A 17,029-nucleotide genomic window follows, 5' to 3' on the forward strand; every position below is an offset into this window, starting at 1 on the left:
AGGGATGCGCGCCCGACAGGGCCGGGACGCCGCCGCGACACGGGGTTTCGTCGCGGCGGTGGCCCGGCGCGGTTGGGCACGGTCGTATCGTGCCCTACCGCGCGCGCAGCCCGGCCCGGAGCGCAGCGGAGGGACACGCCCAGAACCGCAGTCCTGAGTCCTGAGTGCGAAGTGCGTTTCCGGAACCCCGCCTGCGTCCGGCGGATTGTCATGGTGGACGGCAGATCGTTGTCTTCAAAGCAGAAGGGACGGGATAGATGCAGACGAGCGAGCGCGAGACGGCCACCCTGGCGGGCGGCTGCTTCTGGTGCCTGGAGGCGGTGTTCGAGCAGCTCCGGGGAGTGGAGAAGGTCGTGTCCGGCTACGCGGGCGGCCACGTGCCGAACCCCACCTACCACGCGGTGTGCGGCGGCGCCACGGGCCACGCCGAGGTGGTGCAGGTCACCTTCGACCCGGCCGAGGTGAGCTTCCGAGAGCTGCTGGAGGTGTTCTTCACCATCCACGACCCCACCACGCTCAACCGCCAGGGCGCCGACGTGGGGACGCAGTACCGCTCGGCGGTCTTCTTCCACTCGCCCGAGCAGGAGCGCACGGCGCGCGAGGTGATCGCCGAGCTGGAGGCGGAAGGGGTGTGGGACTCTCCCATCGTGACCGAGGTGGCGCCGATGACGGAGTTCTACCCGGCCGAGGACTACCACCAGGAGTACTACCGGAACAACTCCCGCCAGCCGTACTGCCAGGTGGTGATCGCGCCCAAGGTGGCCAAGTTCCGCCGCAAGTACCTGGAGCGGCTCAAGCAGCCGGCGTAGCCCGATGCTCAGTCCGACAAAAGACTTTTCTCACGCAGAGTCGGCAGGGTCGGCAGAGAACCCCTCCGTCGGCTCTGCCGACTGTGCGCGAGACTCGAGGTTTTTCCAGATTCGGAATGAACGCGCGACGGTGTGTCGCACTTTCGGTAGCGGACGCGTTCTACGGGTGGAATCGTCACCGCAACCGCACCTCCCGCCCCGGATTCTCCCGATGCGCACCCTCGATCGCCGTTCCGCCTTCGTCACCCTGCTCGTCCTGGCCGCCTGGCCCGCCGCCGCTCCGGCGCAGGAGACGAGCCAGCGCTTGCTCTCGCGGCTCCAGCCCTACGCGGGGCTTTCGGTCGGCGCGCACAACCTGCCGGAAGGCCTGCAGGGATGCTCGAAGGAGACGTACCCGGCGGGAGAGCTCCGCGCCGGCGTGGCGCTGGGCGCGGTGGCGCTGGAGGGCCGGGCTGGCGTGCTCGCGGACCCGACGGACTGCATGGTCGAGGTTGCCGGCACCCTCGATCCCTTCGTCCCCACGAACGGCGTCTACACCTCCCGCGAGCCCGGCTTCGGCAGCGACCCGGCGGGGCTGGCCGCCGACGTGCGGGTGCGCCTCGGCGGCACCCCGCGGGTCCCGCTGTCGCTGAGCGCGGGGGCCGGCTGGCTGAGCGGCCCCGACGTGCCGTACCTGACCACGGGGGTCGGGCTGCGCACCCCGGGACGGATCCGGCTGACGCTGGAGGCCGAGATGGACTGGTACCACGTGGAGTTCACGGACGTCACCCGGGAGTGGCAGAACAGCCAGGTGGTGCGCGAGATCTCGCGCGTGGAGCGCGACCGCTGGTGGCGCGGCGTGGGGCTGCGCGCGGGCGTGGAGCTGGGCGCGCGCCGCTGACCACCAGGGGCGCGAATCGACGAGCCGGGCCGGCGACCGCCGGCCCGGCTCGTTTTCGTCACCCCTCCTATTGCCCGCCTCCCGATCGCTCCGCATCTTGGCGCCTCCCGCTCCTCGTCTCACCCGCGACCTGCACCGGCCGAAATGGGCTCCTCCTACAACCACATCGTCCTGCGCGGGCCCGAGCAGCGCCGCGTCGCCGGGCTCCTGGAGGAGCGCGGGCGGCGGGCGTACGTGGGGCCCACGCGGCAGGGCTGCACCCTCGTCTTCGACGCCGCGGCCGACGACGATCCGGGCCAGAACGAGCAGCTGGCGGCCGAGCTGTCGCGGGAGCTCGCGTGCCCGGCGCTCGGCGTCGGCGTCTACGACAGCGACGTCTGCGCGTACGTCCTCTGCCAGGGCGGCGCGGTGGCGGACCGCTACGACTCCACGCCCGGCTACTGGGACGGCGACGACCTCCCGCCCGAGGGCGGCGACGCGGCGCTGCTCTGCCGCGCCATCGGCGGCCCGAACGCGCAGCCCGAGGCGGTGGAGCGTATCCTCCGCGCGCCGGCGGACAGCGAGTCGTACGTCTTCGCCGAGGCCCGCCACGCCGACCTGTGCGACGCGCTGGGGCTCCCCCGCTACGGCGTGGGGCTCGGCTACGGCTCCATCCGCGAGGGCGACGCGGAGGAGGTCGAGCGGGAGCTGGTGCGCGTGGGGCCCGAAGACGAGGAGGAGGTGAACCCCTTCGCCGCGCTCTTCGGCGAGGGCGGCCCGGGCGGGCTGGGCGACCTCTCCGCGCTGGGGGATCTTTCCAAGCTGGGCGACCTCTCGGGGCTGGGGGATCTCTCCGGGCTGGGTGACCTCTCCGGGCTGGGTGCGTTGGGCGGCGCGGGCGGACCGGCCGCGGGCGGCTTCCCCAACCTGGACCTGGGCGCGATGGCGCAGCTCTCCGGCATGCCCTCGCCGATGGAGCTGATGGCGATGATGGAGCACCCCTCCGCCCGCTACTTCAACGCGCTGGCCGCCGGCGACGTGGAGGAGGTGCGCGCGCTCTTCGCGGGCGAGCCGAAGATCGACGATCCGCGCGGCGGGCGGGTGGAGACGGCGGAGGCGCTGGAGGCGTTCGTGGCCGAGAGCGCGCGGTGGCTGGGCGAGGGGGCGGCGGCGCAGCGCGAGATGCTGGCGCGGTTCGGGATGCCGGAGCTGCCCACGGGGCTCCCGTTCAGCCTGGCGTACCAGCCGTTCGCCGTCACCCAGTCGCCGGGGCGCGACGTGGCCGAGGGGGTGCTGGCGGTGGTGAGCGGGGGGCGCCCCGTGCAGCTCCCGGTGGCGACCGTGTGGGAGACGGCGGAGGGGGGCGGCATCGGCGCGCTGCGGGTCTACCACACGCTCTGGCCGGTGCGCGGCGAGCACACCGTGCGGCCGCCGCTGGTGCCGCCCGCCGAGGGGCTGGAGATCCCGGACGTGGTGGGCCGCTACCAGGCGGCGCTGGCCGCGGGCGACGTGGAGGCGGTGGTGGCCTGCTTCGAGCCCAACGGCCTGGCCCGCGAGCCCGCAGGCGAGCGGTTCGTGCACATCGGCACCGAGGCGCTGCGCGCCTTCTACACGGCGCTCTTCTCCAACGGCGGCGGCATCCCGCTGCGGCACTGCACGGTGACGGACGACGGGGTGCGCTGCGCCATCGAGTACGTGGCCACGCGCTGGGGCACGACGGAGCTGCCGCCGCAGGCGGGCGTGGCGGTCTACGAGCGCGGCCCCGGCGGCGTGCTGCGCGCCGCCCGCATCTACGACGACATCGACCCGCCGCTGCCGCAGAAGTAGCCGTACGGGTCGGGGGATGAAGCGCGAGCGGCGGACCCGTGACCGGTCCGCCGCTCGCCGCGTTTGTTTCTCTGCTGACTCTGCTGACTCTGCGTGAGGCCTGCGTTTCTGGTCCGGGATCAGTAGCGCCGGAGGCCGAAGCGGTAGCGCATCCAGCCGGGGACCGGCTGCCCGTCCTTGCGGGCGGGGTTCCAGCGCATCTCGTACGCCAGGTTCATCAGGTACTGGTCGACGCCCCAGTCGCCGCTGGGGATCTCGACGCTCGCGACCACCACCTTCCCGGCGGGGCTCACCAGCAGCAGGAGCTGGGTGTCGCGCTCCCAGCTGCCGGTCTGGTCGGAAGTGACGCCGGCCAGGCGGTTCAGGAGCTCCTGCACGCGCGCGTCGTTGCGCACCTCCGGCGCCTGGTCCCAGCGCCAGTCCCACTCGCCGCCGACCACGGCGAGCGTCTCCTCGGAAAGCCGGAAGCTCACGTGGAACGGGCCACTGCCGGGGCGCTCGCGCAGGAACGCGGCGATGGCGGGGCGCGCGTGGGCGAAGGCGGCCTGCGGCACGTCGGAGCCGGCGAAGCTGCCGCTCAGGTTGGCGTTGGCCGAGTCGGCGCGCAGCAGGAAGATGCCGCGGGTGGGGCGCACCCCGTTGTTCTGCAGCGCCGCCAGCACGCCCGCCGCCAGCCGCCCGACGCCGATGTCGTCGCCCGCCACCTCGATGCGCACCGGGTCGGCGGGCTGCTGCTCCTGGGCGGCGGCGGGCGCCGTCCAGGCGCAGAGGGCGAGCCCGGCGCAGGCGAGCGCCCGGGCGGCGGTGAAGGTCGTAAGTCTCATACCGAATCTGGGAGATCAGTTGGTGTTCGCTGTCATTCTGAGGCCCGATCACACAGAACCGGCGTCCACACGAATGACGGCAGGGCCGAAGAATCTTCTCACCCTGGCACGTGGGTCGGGCGCGGCAGCGGCACGGATGCCCGCTCGCCCGATCACCCACCTCAGGAAGGCCGCCGCAGGCCGAACCGGTAGGTCATCCAGGTGGGCACCGGCTGCCCTTCGCGGCGGGCGGGCTCCCAGCGCATCGCGTAGGCGACCTCCGTGAGCTGGCGCTCCAGGGCCGCATCCTCGCCCGGCTCGGAGAAGGCGACGGCCAGCACGTTGCCGGCGGGGCTGATCAGCAGCGACACCTCGGTGCCGCGCTCGGCCGCCACGCTGCGGTCCTGCGTGGTGGCGAGGCTGCTCAGCCGGCGCTCGATCGGACGGGCGTTGAGGAGCGCGGGCGCCTGGTCGAGGTCCCAGTCCCAGTCGCCCGCCACCACCGCGAGCGTCTCCTCGCCCACGCGGAAGCTCACGTGGTGGGCGCGGCCGTCCTTCCACTGCGCCAGGAAGGCGTCGACCGCGGGGCGCGCCTGCTCCAGCGCGGCGGCCGGCAGGTCCGCACCGACGAAGCGGACCTCGGGGTCAGCGCCGCCCGGGCCGGTGCGCAGCACGAAGGTGCCGCGGGTGCCGTGCATCCCCGCGTTGCGCAGCCGCACCAGCACCCCCGCCGCCAGCGCCCCCACCCCCGTCGGGTCGTTCATCACCGGCATCCGCGCCGGCGTGCCGGCCGACTCCTCCTGCGCCGCGGCGGGCGCGGCGGACAGCAGCGCGAGAGCCGCGCACGCGAGCGCGAGGGCGCGAGGAACGGCGCTGGTCTTCATCATTGGATTCGGGGGAGGTGGAGCGAGAGCCTGCCAATAAGAGGGACGCTGCGCTAAATGTTTACGAAGATTGGCACATCTGTCAATCGGGACCGAAGGAGATGGGCGCCTGAAGGCGCGGCTACAACGGCGAAGAGCCCGCCTGCGCGGGCTCCTTCGGTGTGGACGCGGGTCGGTGCGGACGGCAGGGCTTCGGGCTGCGTAGCGTTTTTGTTATTCCGGAGGCTCCGTGCACGCGCGCTCAATGGCGGCGGCAACTATCTTCACATGGGGATGCGCCGGCGTGAAATGTTTGTCCAAGATAGCTTTGGCGCGGTGGAGGAGGGCACAAGCTCGCTCTTGGTTTCCGAGTTCCAGTTCTACCCATGCGAGATTGTGGTAGCTAACCGCCAGCGTGGGGTGGTCAGGATCGAAGTGCCGCTCATCGATCTCAATGGCTCGCTCCATCTGCCGCCGCGCTTCTGCCAAATCTCCGAGGGCCTTGAGGATCATGGCGATGTTGGAATAGCAGGTCGCCAGCACGGGATGGTCAGAATCGAAGTGCCGCTCATTGATCTCTATAGCCCGCTCCATTCGCCGCCGCGCCTCCGTCAAATCCCTGAGTTCCCAGAGAACGGTGGCGAGATTGGAGTAGCTGATCGCTAGCGTAGGGTGATCGGGATCGAAGTGCTGCTCCTCTATCTCGATGACCCGCTCTATCAGCCGCCGCGCCTCCGTCATTTCCCCAAGGTTCTTTAGGATCATGGCGAGATTCGAGTAGCTGGTTGCCAGCACCGGGTGGTCGGGATCAAAGTGCCGCTCATCGATTTCGATGGCTTGCTCCATCCGCCACCGCGCCTCCACCAGTTCCCCAAGGTCCTTTAGGATTCCGGCAAGATTGGAGTAGCTGACCGCCAGCGTGAGGTGATCGGGATCGAAGTGCTGCTCCTTGATTTCGATTGCCCGCTCCATCCGCCGACGCGCCTCTGCAAGCTCACCGAGATCTTGGAGGTGCATGGCGAGGTTCGATAGCAGAGCGGCCACTTTCTCGACTGGCAAAGCCTCCAACCGTTCGGCGTGCGCGAATTCTTCGAGCAGCGCGCGAGCCTCCGTGAATCGGCCCAATGCGCGGAGCGGGGTCGAGATCCAGTTAGCCAGGCTGGCCGCCACCTCGGTGCGGCCTAGCGTGTCCAACTCCCGGCTCAGTGCGATCAGCGGGGTCAACTCGCGCCGTAGCGTCGCCTCTATCACCGCGTCGTGCGATGCCTTGCCACGCCGCTCCGCCAGTTCCGCCACCTGGTTCACGAGCCGGTCCATCGCACCGCCCTCATCTAGGCGCTCCCACACCCGCCGCCGCAGCACCCGATGTAGCCCCACCACATCCTTCTCCTCGCCCCGTGCCCGCAGGAGTTGCCGGTCCACTAACGCCCACACCACCGCCTCGCCCGGTTGCTCGTACCCCGGCAGCTCAGGCACCTCCACGTCTTCGTCTCCCTCCAGCAGCTCGGCAACCCACAACGCGTACACCTGGTCCTCGGGCAGTAGCGCGGCGTACTCCAGAGCCCGCCGCTGCTCTGCTGGGAGCGCATCCAGCAGTTCATCGAACACCGCGTCTACCCGTGCCTCGTAGTCTGGCAAATGGCCCACCGCCCGCTCCGTCTGGCGCACTGCGCCCAGTCCCTTGCGCTCCAAGTCGTCCACGTACTGCCGCCACGACAGTCGCGGCTGCATCGCCAGGTACGCCCCAACCACCGTCAGCCCGACCGCTAGACCGTCAAACCACTCCACCACCGCCTTGGCAAGCGGCTCGTTCTCCTGCACGTCGTCCCGGTATTTGGCCAGCAGTCGCACCCCGTCTTCGCTCGACAGCCGCTCCAGCGGGTACATCTTCACTCCCGGTAGCGACTCCGCGCGCGTGGTGACCAGCCTCCTGCAGGCTTCCCCCGGCAGGTGCCGGCTCCATTCTCGGCTGCGCCACTGCGCCGGTCCTCGGACGTTGTCTAGGATCAGCAGGGACGGCCCGCCTGTCTCCAGCTGCACCTTCACCCGCTGCGCCGTCTCCTCGGCTGTCTCGGCGCTCTCCAGCCCTAGGTGCGGCGCCAACTCCGCAATGGGAGGCGGCAGCTCCGAGTCGCAGTTGAGGAAGAACACGCCGCCGGGATAGTCGTCTAAGTGGGTCCAGCCGTACTCGACGGCCAAGGAAGTTTTGCCGATTCCCCCATGGCCGTGCACCGCCGTCTGCTGCGTGATCCCTACCTCCCTGCTACCGCTGAGCCGCTCGTGCAACTCCCGCAGCTCCACCTCACGCCCGGCAAAGGTGGCCTGGCGCGGCGGCAGGTTTCGCGGCGGCTTGTGCACCGGGATTTGCTCCCGCAGCCCGGCTCCAGCGTAGACGTTCAGATCCCCCTGGATCTGTGGGTCCTGAACCGACACCAGCTTTTCGGCCTGCATGGGCGGAGGAGACCGTCGGCGAGGCGACATGGGAGGTCACATCTGGATGTTGAAGTCGCCCGCGACGGTCTGGTCCTTGATCACGACCACCCGCTCCGCGTTGATGTTGCCTACGATGGCCGCAGCGCTCCCCACGCTGGCGTTCTCCCGCAGGAGCGTCACAACGGTGCGTGCCGCTTCGTCGTCGTTAGCCAGCCGCTCGGCGACCGCAGGCGCGAGCTTCTCGGGCGCAGGATCTTCCTTCCAGCCGAGCACGGACTTGATGCGCGCCCAGGTGTCTTTCCCAGCCTGGCCGGCCAACCCCTTGGCGGACTCGGTGGCGAGGACGGACACGGCGGATGTGATCGTGGCGAGTGCAACGGGGTCCATGGAAATCCCTCCGCTCATGTGACGAGGTACGCCCGCCGCCCGTCCGCCATTCAGGCTCAACGAGGCAGCGTGGCGTACCCTGATATTAAGGAAGCTCAGCGAAACTCGTTAGGGGAATTTACCCTGCCCCAGGTTCCGCACTTCGCACTTCGCACTTCGCACCTCGCACTTCGCACTCAGAACTCCCCGCTCCCCGGCGTGCGCGGATAGGGAATCGCGTCGCGGATGTTGCCGAGGCCGGTGGCGTACAGGATCGCGCGCTCGAAGCCCAGCCCGAAGCCGGCGTGCGGCACCGTCCCGTAGCGGCGCAGGTCCCGGTACCACCAGTACGATTCCTTGTTGAGCCCCATCTCCTCGATCCGCCGGTCCAGCACGTCGAGCCGCTCCTCGCGCTGGCTGCCGCCGATGATCTCGCCGATCCCCGGCGCCAGCACGTCCAGGGCGGCCACCGTCTTCCCGTCGTCGTTCAGGCGCATGTAGAACGCCTTGATCTCCTTGGGATAGTTCATCACCACCACCGGCCGGCCCACCAGTTCCTCGGTCAGGTAGCGCTCGTGCTCGGACTGCAGGTCCACCCCCCAGCGCACCGGGAACTCGAAGCGCTTCCCCGACGCCTCCAGCCGGCGCACCGCCTCGGTGTAGTCCATCCGCTCGAAGGGCGACGAGATGACCGCCTCCAGCCGCTTCACGCACTCCGGGTCCACCCGCTCGGCGAAGAACGCCGTGTCGTCGGCGCGCTCGTTCAGCAGGTCGGTGAAGACGCTCTTCAGGAACTCCTCGGCCAGGTCCGCGTCGTCGTCCAGGTCGGCGAAGGCGATCTCGGGCTCGATCATCCAGAACTCGGCCAGGTGCCGGCTCGTGTTCGAGTTCTCGGCCCGGAAGGTGGGGCCGAAGGTGTAGACGTTGGAGAGCGCCTGGCAGTACGCCTCCACGTTCAGCTGCCCCGACACGGTGAGCGCGGCCGAGCGGCCGAAGAAGTCCTGCGAGAAGTCGACCTCGCCCCCGGGGGTGCGCGGCAGGTGCAGCAGGTCCAGCGTGGAGACGCGGAACATCTCGCCCGCGCCCTCGGCGTCGCTGGTGGTGATGATGGGCGTGTGCACCCAGAAGAAGCTGCGCCGGTCGAAGAAGCGGTGGATCGCCATCGATAGGGTGTGCCGCACGCGCGCCACCGCCCCGAAGGTGTTCGTGCGCGGGCGCAGGTGCGCCACGGTGCGCAGGAACTCCATCGAGTGCTCCTTCGGCTGGATCGGGTACGTCTCCGGATCGTCCACCCAGCCGACGACCTCCACGCGCGCGGCCCTCACCTCCACGGGCTGCGGGCGCCCCGGCGTGGCCACCAGCTCGCCCTCCACGCGCACCGAGCAGCCGGCGGTCAGGCGCTTGACCTCGCTCTCGTAGTTCGGCAGGTCGCTGCCCGCGACCACCTGGATAGGGGCGAAGCACGAGCCGTCGCTGACGTTGATGAAGCTGATCCCGGCCTTGGAGTCGCGGCGGGTGCGCACCCAGCCCTGCACGGTCACGGGGCTGCCGGGCGGGACCTCGCCGGCCAGGAGGTGCTTGATCAGGGGGCGTCGCATGATTCCGGGCGTGCTGCGTCTTATTGGGTCCGCGGACGAAGCGGCCCGGCGCGTGGGCGGCGCCGGGCGCTTGGGACGCGGAAGTTACTGCGTCCGCCCGCTTCGCGCACCTGCCCGCGGCCGGAATGAGCGAAGGGGCCGCGCCCGTGTCGGACGCGGCCCCTTCGTCACGCTCCCCTGCTCGTGCGGTCCGCCCGCGCTACTCCGCGGCGACGACCGTGGTGTTGCAGTCGCAGGTGTACGCGCCGAAGGTGTCCGGCTGGCTCTCGCAGCCGCCGGCCGTGGGATTGATGCCGCAGCCGCTCACGCAGCCGGTGCAACAGCGCCCGCCGGTGGAGTACGGGTCCGCGGTCGCGAACGACTCCACGTGCAGGTCGTCGGGGTTCAGGCTCATGGGAGTTGTCCTGTCGGGGGTGGGGGAGGTGGCTCGGAAGCCGCAAGGTAGCATCGCGGCACTGCGGATCCAATGCTGTCGCCCTAGGTGACGATAAGGCGCGCAACCGGAGGGCCCAGGCGTTCTCCTCCGCTGGTGCACGGGGCGTCGGAACGGGTCGCGCCCGCGTCCGAAAGGGATGCAGGCGCGGCCTACTCGGCAGCGGCGACCGTGTCCGGGCAGCCGCAGGACCAGTACTCGTACGTCTCCGGCTGGCTCTCGCAGTATCCGGCGGTGGGGTTGATCCCGCACCCGCTCACGCAGCCGGTGCAGCAGTAGCCGGTGCCGTCCGGCTCCGCGGTGGCGAACGACTCCACCTGCAGGTCCTCGGGGTTCAGGCTCATGGCGCGATCCGGTCGAGAGGTGGCGGATCGTCTACTCGGCGGCGACGACCGTGTCCGGGTTGCCGCAGGTGACGAACTCGTACGTCTTCGGCTGGCTCTCGCAGCCGCCGGCGGTGGGGTTGATGCCGCACCCGCTGTCGCACCCCGTGCAGCAGACCGGGTAGGAGAGGTCGGCCGAGGCGCTGGTCGCGAACGATTCCACGTGCAGGTCTTCGGGGTTGAGCTGGCTCATGCGGGTCCTCCTGGTGGGGGTGGGAGTGGTGGGGAGTAACGACACGGCGGAGCGGCCGCCGCGCCTCGGACGTTCAGCGTCTGCCGCGGAAGGAGAACGGGAAGGGGCCTGCGCCAGGTGTGGACGCGGCCCCTTCCGCGCGCTCGCGGCGCCTCAGCAGTTCGGCGGACAGGTGTCGCCGCTGTCGCCGGCACTCTGGCAGCCGACCTCGCTGCCCAGGATGCCGCAGCCGCTGTCGCACCCCGTGCAGCACGCGCAGACCGGGGGATAGGTATCGGCCTCGCTCCAGCGCCGCGTGATCGACGTCTCGAACGAGGTCACCGCCAGGGAGTCGAGAGTGAGCTTCCTGCGCTTCATCGCACTTCTCCGGTCAGGGGTCGGCGTCCGTCGAGGACGGCGGACTGGAGAACCGAAGCTTCGCGGGAGGAACGGACAATCTACTGTATATCCCGTGGCGTGAAAAGAGGCGTGGCGGCCTCCACCGCGAGTCCGCCAAAACGTGCAGCGCGCGGTCTGCGCCCCAGCCGCAGACCGCGCGCTTCGTGCAGCCGGAACCGTCGGCCGATCAGCAGACCGGGGCCTCGGTGTCGCCGCCGCCGGTGCCGCTGTTCTCGCAGCCGGCGGTGTAGTAGATGCCGCAGCCGCTGTCGCACCCCGTGCAACACTTGCAGAACTCGTAGGTGTCGATCGCCTGCGCCGCGGCCAGGCCGCTGGTGGAGAACGAGGACACCTGGAGCGAGCCGAGGTCGAGCTTCTTGCGCATGGGGACTATCTCCCGATTTCGGGTGTTGGCGGAAAGGACATCCGCCGGGCGGCGGATGTGGCGAGGCGCGCTCGAGGAAGACGACCGGCCGGGCGCGCCGTGAGCGACCCAGGGCGAGCATCGTACCACCGCGGCGGCCCGGAGGGAGCGGCGTGCAGGTGCAAGGGACACAACGAGTTCCGCCGGACGGCCCGCGTGGAGGCCCGTCCGGCGGAGTGTTCACTTCGGGGCAGCCCCGCCCCAGGTGGGACAGCGCCCCTGTTCGCCTGCGAGGAATGGGCCGTTAGAGAGCGGAGGGCATGACGTCGGGCGCGGGCGGCGCGACGTCTTCCATGAGGTCCTTCGCCACGGAGTCCTCCGCCTGCTCGCGGTAGACGGCCGGCGCGGTGGGGCAGAGGGTGGCCACCACGCATCGCTCGCAGTACGCCCGGCGCGCAGTGCAGACGGCGCGGCCGTGGTCGATCACCAGGTGGGTGAAGATCACCCGCTTCTCGGGCGCGAGCAGCGCCAGCAGGTCCTGCTCGATCTGGGTCGGGTCGTCCTCGCGCGTGAGCCCCAGCCGCGCGGCCACGCGCTTCACGTGCGTGTCGACCACCACGCCCTCGGCGATCCCGAAGCCCACGCCCAGCACCACGTTCGCCGTCTTGCGCCCCACGCCGGGCAGCGTGGTGAGCGCCTCCATCGACGCCGGCACCTCGCCGCCGAAGCGCTCGACCAGCGCCCGGCCCAGGCCGATCAGCGCCTTCGACTTGTTGCGGAAGAAGTTGAGCGTCTTGAGGTAGCCCTCCATCTCCTCCTGGCTGGCGGCCGCGTAGTCTTCCGCCGTCCGGAAGCGCGCGAAGAGCGCCGGCGTCACCCGGTTCACCGCCGCGTCGGTGGTCTGCGCGGAGAGGATGGTGGCCGCCAGCAGCTGCAGGGGGGTCTCGTGGTCCAGCGAGCAGCGGCTGTCGGGGTACGCCCGCTCCAGCCGCGCGACGATCTCGGCCGTGCGCTCACGCCGGGCGCGCCTGCTTTCTCTTGGCAAAGTGCTCCTCGACTTCTTCCAGTTCCCACGCGTTCAGCACGTCACGCGCGCCCAGCCACCCCTTCCTCGCCACGCGCACGCCCCACTGCACGTTGTCGAGCGCGGCGGTGGAGTGCGCGTCGGGGTTGATGGGGACCAGCACCCCGCGCCCGGCGGCGTAGCGGGCGTTCTCCCAGTCCACGTCCAGCCGCGCCGGGTCGGCGTTGATCTCCACCGCCACCCCGTGCTCGGCCGCCGCGTCGATCACCGCGCGCACGTCCACCGGGTAGGCGTCGCGGCGCAGCAGCAGCCGCCCCGTGGCGTGCCCCAGGATGGTGAGGCGGGGGTTGGAGACGGCGCGCAGCAGGCGGTCGGTCATCTCCTTCTCCCCGATCCCGAACGCCGAGTGCACCGAGCCCACCACGTAGTCGAAGACCGCCAGCACGTCGTCGGGGTAGTCCAGCCGCCCGTCGGGGAGGATGTCGCTCTCGATGCCGTGGAAGAGGCGGAAGCGCCGCTTCCCCTTCCCCCCGTGCGCGCGGTTCCAGCCGTCCACCTCCGCGCGCTGCGACCGCACCTTCATCGGCGTGAGCCCGCCCGCGTACCCGGCCGACTGCGAGTGGTCGCCGGTGCCCAGGTAGCTCCAGCCGCGCTCCCGGGCCGCCTCGGCCATCTCCGCCAGCGTGGCGCGCCCGTCGGAGTACGTGGTGTGGCAGTGGAAGGTGCCCTTGAGGTCGCCCACCTCGACGAGCTTCGGCAGCCGCCCCTCCGCCGCCGCCTCGACCTCGCCCCACCCCTCGCGCAGCTCCGGCTCGATGAAGTCGAGCCCCAGCGCCCGGTAGAACGCCTTCTCGCTCCGGGGCCTGAGCCGCTCCCCGCCGCGCCACAGCCCGTCTTCCGCGAAGCTCAAGCCCAGCGACTCCGCCCGCTCTTCGAGCTGCCGCAGGTGCGCCGCGCTCCCGGTCTCCCGCACCAGCGCGGCCACGAAGCGGTCGGGGGCCACGCAGGTGAGCCGCGCCGCCAGCCCGTCCGAGAAGCGGATCTCCGCCGCGTCCGGCTCCGGGGGGCCCGCCGGCGCCGCGCCGCTCAGGGCCCGGAAGGCCGCGAGCACCTCCGCGGGCTCCTTCGCCGCGGCGACGAGGTCGACCCGCTCCACCACCTCCAGGTCGCGCCGCACCTCTCCCGCGACGTCCGCCTTCGACACGCCGCCCAGCGTCTCCAGCCAGTCCAGCAGCCGCTCGGCGATCTCCAGCGCCGCGTAGAGCCGCCGCCGCCCGCGCCCGGCGCGCGCGAAGGCGATCCCCTCCAGCACCTTCTGCTCGGTCTTCGCGCCGAAGCCGGGGAGCGGGGCCAGGCGGCCGGCGAGCGCCGCCTCCTCCAGCCGGTCGAGCGAGTCGATGCCCAGGTCGGCCCAGACGGTGCGGACGCGCCTGGGGCCCAGCCCCTTGATGCGCATCAGGTCGTAGAGGCCCACCGGCGTCTCCGCGGCCAGGCGGTTGTAGAGCGAGCTCTCGCCCGTCTCCACCAGCTCGCGGATCACCGCCGCGATCCCCTCGCCCACGCCGGGGAGGCTGGTCAGCTTCCCCTTCGCGGCGAGGTCCACCAGGTCGGCGCCGGTGGCCTCGATGCGGCGGGCGGCGTTCTGGTAGGCGCGGGCGCGGAAGGGGTCGCCGCCCACCACCTCCAGCAGCATGGCGATCTCGGCGAGCACCCCCGCGACCTCGGGCGCCTTCATCCCGTGGCGCCCTCCGAGCGCAGGCCGCCGCCGGAGAGCCCCACCCGGAAGTGCGGCAGGCGGGAGAGGGGGACCGAGCCCGGCCGGTCCTCGGCGCGCCGCTCGGCGGCCGTCATCGGCACCACGTCCTCGGAGTGCGTGTCGACGTACCAGAGGGCGCGCGCCAGCAGCTTGAGCGCCTCGGCGTTGGTGAGGATCGAGTAGAGGCCCTTGATCTCGCCGCCGGGGAGGATGTTCTCGAAGTCGCGCGCCCCCTCGCGCCCCGGCGTCTCGGCCCACACCGCCGGAATGCCCGGCCCCACCTCGGTGTCGAAGGGGATGATGCTGAACCCCGCGCGCCCGCGGCGGAGGCCGAGGACCATGAGCACCTGCAGGTCGTGGTACGGCAGCCCCAGCGGGTCCTGCCCCTGGGCGAGGGTGGCGAAGAAGCCGTCCACCGGCTCCGGGGGCACGTCCACCGCGATGCTGGCCCAGAACAGCTTGGGCGGCAGCTGCACGTAGACGCTGGGGTGCGGCAGGGTGAGCTCCCACCCGGCCAGCGATGGCGCGGCCTCGACCAGGTAGCGGGCCAGCGGCGCGTCGAGCACGTAGCAGCGCCGCCCGAAGCGCCAGAAGTTGAAGGCGTGGTAGAAGAGCGCCAGGTACTCCGCGCCCGCCTCGGGGGGCGCCTCCGGGGGCACCAGCTCGCGCGCCGCGTCGGCCGCGACGGTGAGGAAGCCGAAGCGCTCGCGGTGGGCGGGGTCCTCGTCGTGCTCCTCGGCCTCGGCCAGCACCGACGGGAAGGTGCGGTTCTCGAACCCCGCCTCGCCGAACGCCAGCTCGTACGGCGTGAGGTACGGCCCCGCCTGGCGCCGCGGCTCGTGTACGGCCTCGCTCTCCGCCTCGCTCATCCCCCCTCCCGTCCGTGTTCCCACCGGCAGCGTCCCTCGAGCGGCCGCCTGCCCTTGCAAGCCGGACGCCGGAAGCCTCCAAGGTAGTCCGCCCCTCCGGCTTCCGAAACCGCGAACTGCGAGGGGAAAGGGATAGGGTACAGGGGACAGCCGGCAGAATGCCGAATCGCCGGACGTCACCCGTCCTCACCCTCCTCGTCTCCGAAGTCCACCGCCGACTCCAGCACCTCCGGCTCTTTTCGCGAGAACGCCGCGCGCAGCGACTCCCAGGCGCCGCGGCGGCGCACCAGCACCAGCGCCACGTCGCCCGCGTCGTCGTCGTACAGGCCGTCCAGGTAGACGTAGTGCACGTCGCCCTGCCGCTCCGGGCGCGGCACCCTCACCTCCTCGCCCGCGATGGTGACGGCGATCTCCTCCGCGCGCGCGAACTCGGCCGCGTCCAGCGTGCGCTCCACGAACAGGTCGCCGTCCACCTCCCAGGCGTCCCCCGCCACCGCGTGGCCGCTGCGGTAGAAGAACGGGTCGAACGGCTGCCCCTCGCGGCGCTTGAAGTTCTCGTCCTCGGCGTAGTCCACGTCCTCCAGGTCGTCCTCGCCGGCGGTGGACTCGCGGTGGTGGCGGATCTCGTGGGTGAGGGTCTCCCACAGCTCCTCCTCCCAGTCGAACTCCGGGTCCAGCTCCGCCAGCCTGCGGAACGAGCCGTAGTAGAGGTGCACCCCCGAGCGCACCACCCCCGGCGCGTCGAAGCCCAGGTCGTATTCGCCCGTGGCGCACTCGCCCAGCGTGTAGATGTCGGGGATCGACGGGTGCGGCACCGCCTCCCGGTCGACGACGAGGTACTCCACGTTGTGCCGCATCTCCGCGGGGATCTCCTCGAACATCTCCCGCGCCCGCCGCTCGAACTCCTTGAACTTCATCGGCTTTGGATTCAGGCTGACTCGCCATGCGTGGGCCAGACACTACCGCGTTGGTCACAGCAACGAGCACGCCCGAGGGCTTCGGAGATGAGGGGGGATAACCTGGAGAAAGATACCGCGTCACGTCACTTTCGAACGCGCGCCTACCACGGATTCTCCTGCAGGAAGGCGAGCACGAGATTACGCAGCTCATTGAAGCTCAGCTCGCGCGTGTCGAGGTGGTGCTCTCGCGCGACCCTGGGGAGCTGCTTCTTGAAAAGGGAGTAACGCTGTGAGAGCGTTCCCGCGGAAGGAAGAAGCAGATTCGGACGCTGGTTCGCCAGGAAGTTGCGAACCGCCCGGATCGCCTCGTCGGGATGATTGCCATGCTCGCGGATGTCCTGCCCGGCAATATCTGAACAGAACACCTGGTACCGATACCGCTCCCGGTCAAGAATGAGGCACGCCTTCCGACGCTGCTCGCGGGAACCGAACTCCTTCGCACCCAGGAAAATCCCCAATTCCAGAGGCATGTTGAACCGGGGAAAGCGCGTACTCCGGTCCAACTCGATCCGGGAGATGTCATGGATGCCATACCGCGACTCTCGGATGATCTGAATAATCTTCTTGATCCGCACCTCACCGGCATCTTCCGACTCCAATGCACATCGGGCAATGAACCCGCAGTCGTGGACCGCGAATATCATCGCCCGAAAGAGCGGCGTGTGCTTGTTGTCGAAAGGACAGTTGATGAAGACGTGCTTCTCTTGATCGCTGAGCGGCATTGGAACGGATCAGGACCGGGCCGACGTCTCAGCTACCTTCTTCACTTTCCCACTGTCCTTCCGAACGATGGGAGCACTGGGATTCTTCGTGTTCGACCTCTGATCGTTCGTGCGTACCCCAACCGGGCCTCGCGACGCGTCACGAAGCCTGGCGAAGCTCCGGCGGAGTTCACCTCGATCGATCGACCCCGGCGGGAACGAGTCCTGGATCGTCCGCTTTTCCTTGGCCATCTTTGCTCTCCGTAATCGAGTTCCTGTCGAAGATGAAGCTTGCCGGCACCCGCGTAAAGGGCTTGTTGCTCGAACGCCCTGAAGCGGCATGGATCCGAACAATAGATGTCTACCCGTGGCTGATCCGAGGCGGACTTCAATGACAACAGCCGCGGGGGC

At 70.3% G+C, this 17,029-nt stretch carries 18 protein-coding genes; 3 read left to right on the plus strand and 15 right to left on the minus strand.

Annotation, left to right across the window (positions count from 1 at the left end; translation table 11 throughout):
* Positions 1-257: 257 nt before the first annotated feature.
* The 3 genes from msrA (at position 258) to VF746_03780 (ending at position 3,495) form a co-directional block, all read left to right on the plus strand.
* Positions 258-809, plus strand: coding sequence for a peptide-methionine (S)-S-oxide reductase MsrA (gene msrA / locus VF746_03770; protein ID HEX8691534.1), 552 nt, complete (start codon positions 258-260; stop codon positions 807-809).
* Between the two features lie 211 nt (positions 810-1,020).
* Entirely contained in the window at positions 1,021-1,689 is a 669-nt protein-coding gene (locus VF746_03775; GenBank protein HEX8691535.1) for a hypothetical protein, read from the plus strand.
* A 144-nt stretch (positions 1,690-1,833) separates the two neighbouring features.
* Positions 1,834-3,495, plus strand: coding sequence for a nuclear transport factor 2 family protein (locus VF746_03780; GenBank protein ID HEX8691536.1), 1,662 nt, complete (start codon positions 1,834-1,836; stop codon positions 3,493-3,495).
* 119 nt (positions 3,496-3,614) lie between these two features.
* On the opposite strand, the gene VF746_03785 is transcribed toward VF746_03780, so the two are convergent.
* The 15 genes from VF746_03785 to VF746_03855 all read right to left on the minus strand — a co-directional run bounded on the left by VF746_03785 (position 3,615) and on the right by VF746_03855 (position 16,639).
* The gene (locus VF746_03785) at positions 3,615-4,319 is read right to left on the minus strand and encodes a hypothetical protein (GenBank protein ID HEX8691537.1); all 705 of its coding nucleotides are present in this window, start codon (positions 4,317-4,319) and stop codon (positions 3,615-3,617) included.
* A 161-nt stretch (positions 4,320-4,480) separates the two neighbouring features.
* Positions 4,481-5,185: a hypothetical protein gene (locus VF746_03790; GenBank protein ID HEX8691538.1), complete on the minus strand. Its 705-nt coding sequence runs from the start codon at positions 5,183-5,185 to the stop codon at positions 4,481-4,483.
* Positions 5,186-5,395: 210 nt separating this feature from the next.
* Positions 5,396-7,612 (minus strand): tetratricopeptide repeat protein, encoded by a 2,217-nt coding sequence (locus VF746_03795; GenBank protein ID HEX8691539.1) that lies wholly within the window; start codon positions 7,610-7,612, stop codon positions 5,396-5,398.
* A gap of 36 nt (positions 7,613-7,648) precedes the next feature.
* Positions 7,649-7,981 carry a hypothetical protein gene (locus VF746_03800; protein ID HEX8691540.1) on the minus strand — a complete coding sequence of 111 codons (333 nt, stop codon included), beginning with the start codon at positions 7,979-7,981 and terminating at the stop codon, positions 7,649-7,651.
* 176 nt (positions 7,982-8,157) lie between these two features.
* Positions 8,158-9,558 carry an asparagine--tRNA ligase gene (asnS, locus tag VF746_03805; protein ID HEX8691541.1) on the minus strand — a complete coding sequence of 467 codons (1,401 nt, stop codon included), beginning with the start codon at positions 9,556-9,558 and terminating at the stop codon, positions 8,158-8,160.
* 199 nt (positions 9,559-9,757) lie between these two features.
* A complete protein-coding gene (locus VF746_03810; protein ID HEX8691542.1) occupies positions 9,758-9,952 on the minus strand; it encodes a hypothetical protein in 195 nt (64 codons plus the stop codon).
* A gap of 191 nt (positions 9,953-10,143) precedes the next feature.
* Positions 10,144-10,335 (minus strand): hypothetical protein, encoded by a 192-nt coding sequence (locus VF746_03815; GenBank protein HEX8691543.1) that lies wholly within the window; start codon positions 10,333-10,335, stop codon positions 10,144-10,146.
* A gap of 31 nt (positions 10,336-10,366) precedes the next feature.
* Positions 10,367-10,567: a hypothetical protein gene (locus tag VF746_03820; protein ID HEX8691544.1), complete on the minus strand. Its 201-nt coding sequence runs from the start codon at positions 10,565-10,567 to the stop codon at positions 10,367-10,369.
* A 153-nt stretch (positions 10,568-10,720) separates the two neighbouring features.
* Positions 10,721-10,924 (minus strand): hypothetical protein, encoded by a 204-nt coding sequence (locus tag VF746_03825; protein HEX8691545.1) that lies wholly within the window; start codon positions 10,922-10,924, stop codon positions 10,721-10,723.
* A 208-nt stretch (positions 10,925-11,132) separates the two neighbouring features.
* A complete protein-coding gene (locus VF746_03830) occupies positions 11,133-11,330 on the minus strand; it encodes a hypothetical protein (GenBank protein ID HEX8691546.1) in 198 nt (65 codons plus the stop codon).
* Positions 11,331-11,613: 283 nt separating this feature from the next.
* The gene (gene nth, locus VF746_03835) at positions 11,614-12,354 is read right to left on the minus strand and encodes an endonuclease III (protein ID HEX8691547.1); all 741 of its coding nucleotides are present in this window, start codon (positions 12,352-12,354) and stop codon (positions 11,614-11,616) included.
* The gene (locus VF746_03840; protein ID HEX8691548.1) at positions 12,323-14,068 is read right to left on the minus strand and encodes a helix-hairpin-helix domain-containing protein; all 1,746 of its coding nucleotides are present in this window, start codon (positions 14,066-14,068) and stop codon (positions 12,323-12,325) included. Before VF746_03840 ends, nth begins: the two co-directional genes overlap by 32 nt.
* Positions 14,065-14,958, minus strand: a complete 894-nt coding sequence (locus tag VF746_03845; GenBank protein ID HEX8691549.1) for a hypothetical protein — start codon at positions 14,956-14,958, stop codon at positions 14,065-14,067. Before VF746_03845 ends, VF746_03840 begins: the two co-directional genes overlap by 4 nt.
* A gap of 176 nt (positions 14,959-15,134) precedes the next feature.
* On the minus strand, positions 15,135-15,875 hold the full coding sequence (locus tag VF746_03850) for a hypothetical protein (protein HEX8691550.1): 741 nt from the start codon (positions 15,873-15,875) through the stop codon (positions 15,135-15,137).
* 143 nt (positions 15,876-16,018) lie between these two features.
* A complete protein-coding gene (locus tag VF746_03855) occupies positions 16,019-16,639 on the minus strand; it encodes a hypothetical protein (GenBank protein ID HEX8691551.1) in 621 nt (206 codons plus the stop codon).
* Positions 16,640-17,029: the final 390 nt, after the last annotated feature.

The organism is Longimicrobium sp. (assembly GCA_036389795.1).
Classification (GTDB): domain Bacteria; phylum Gemmatimonadota; class Gemmatimonadetes; order Longimicrobiales; family Longimicrobiaceae; genus Longimicrobium.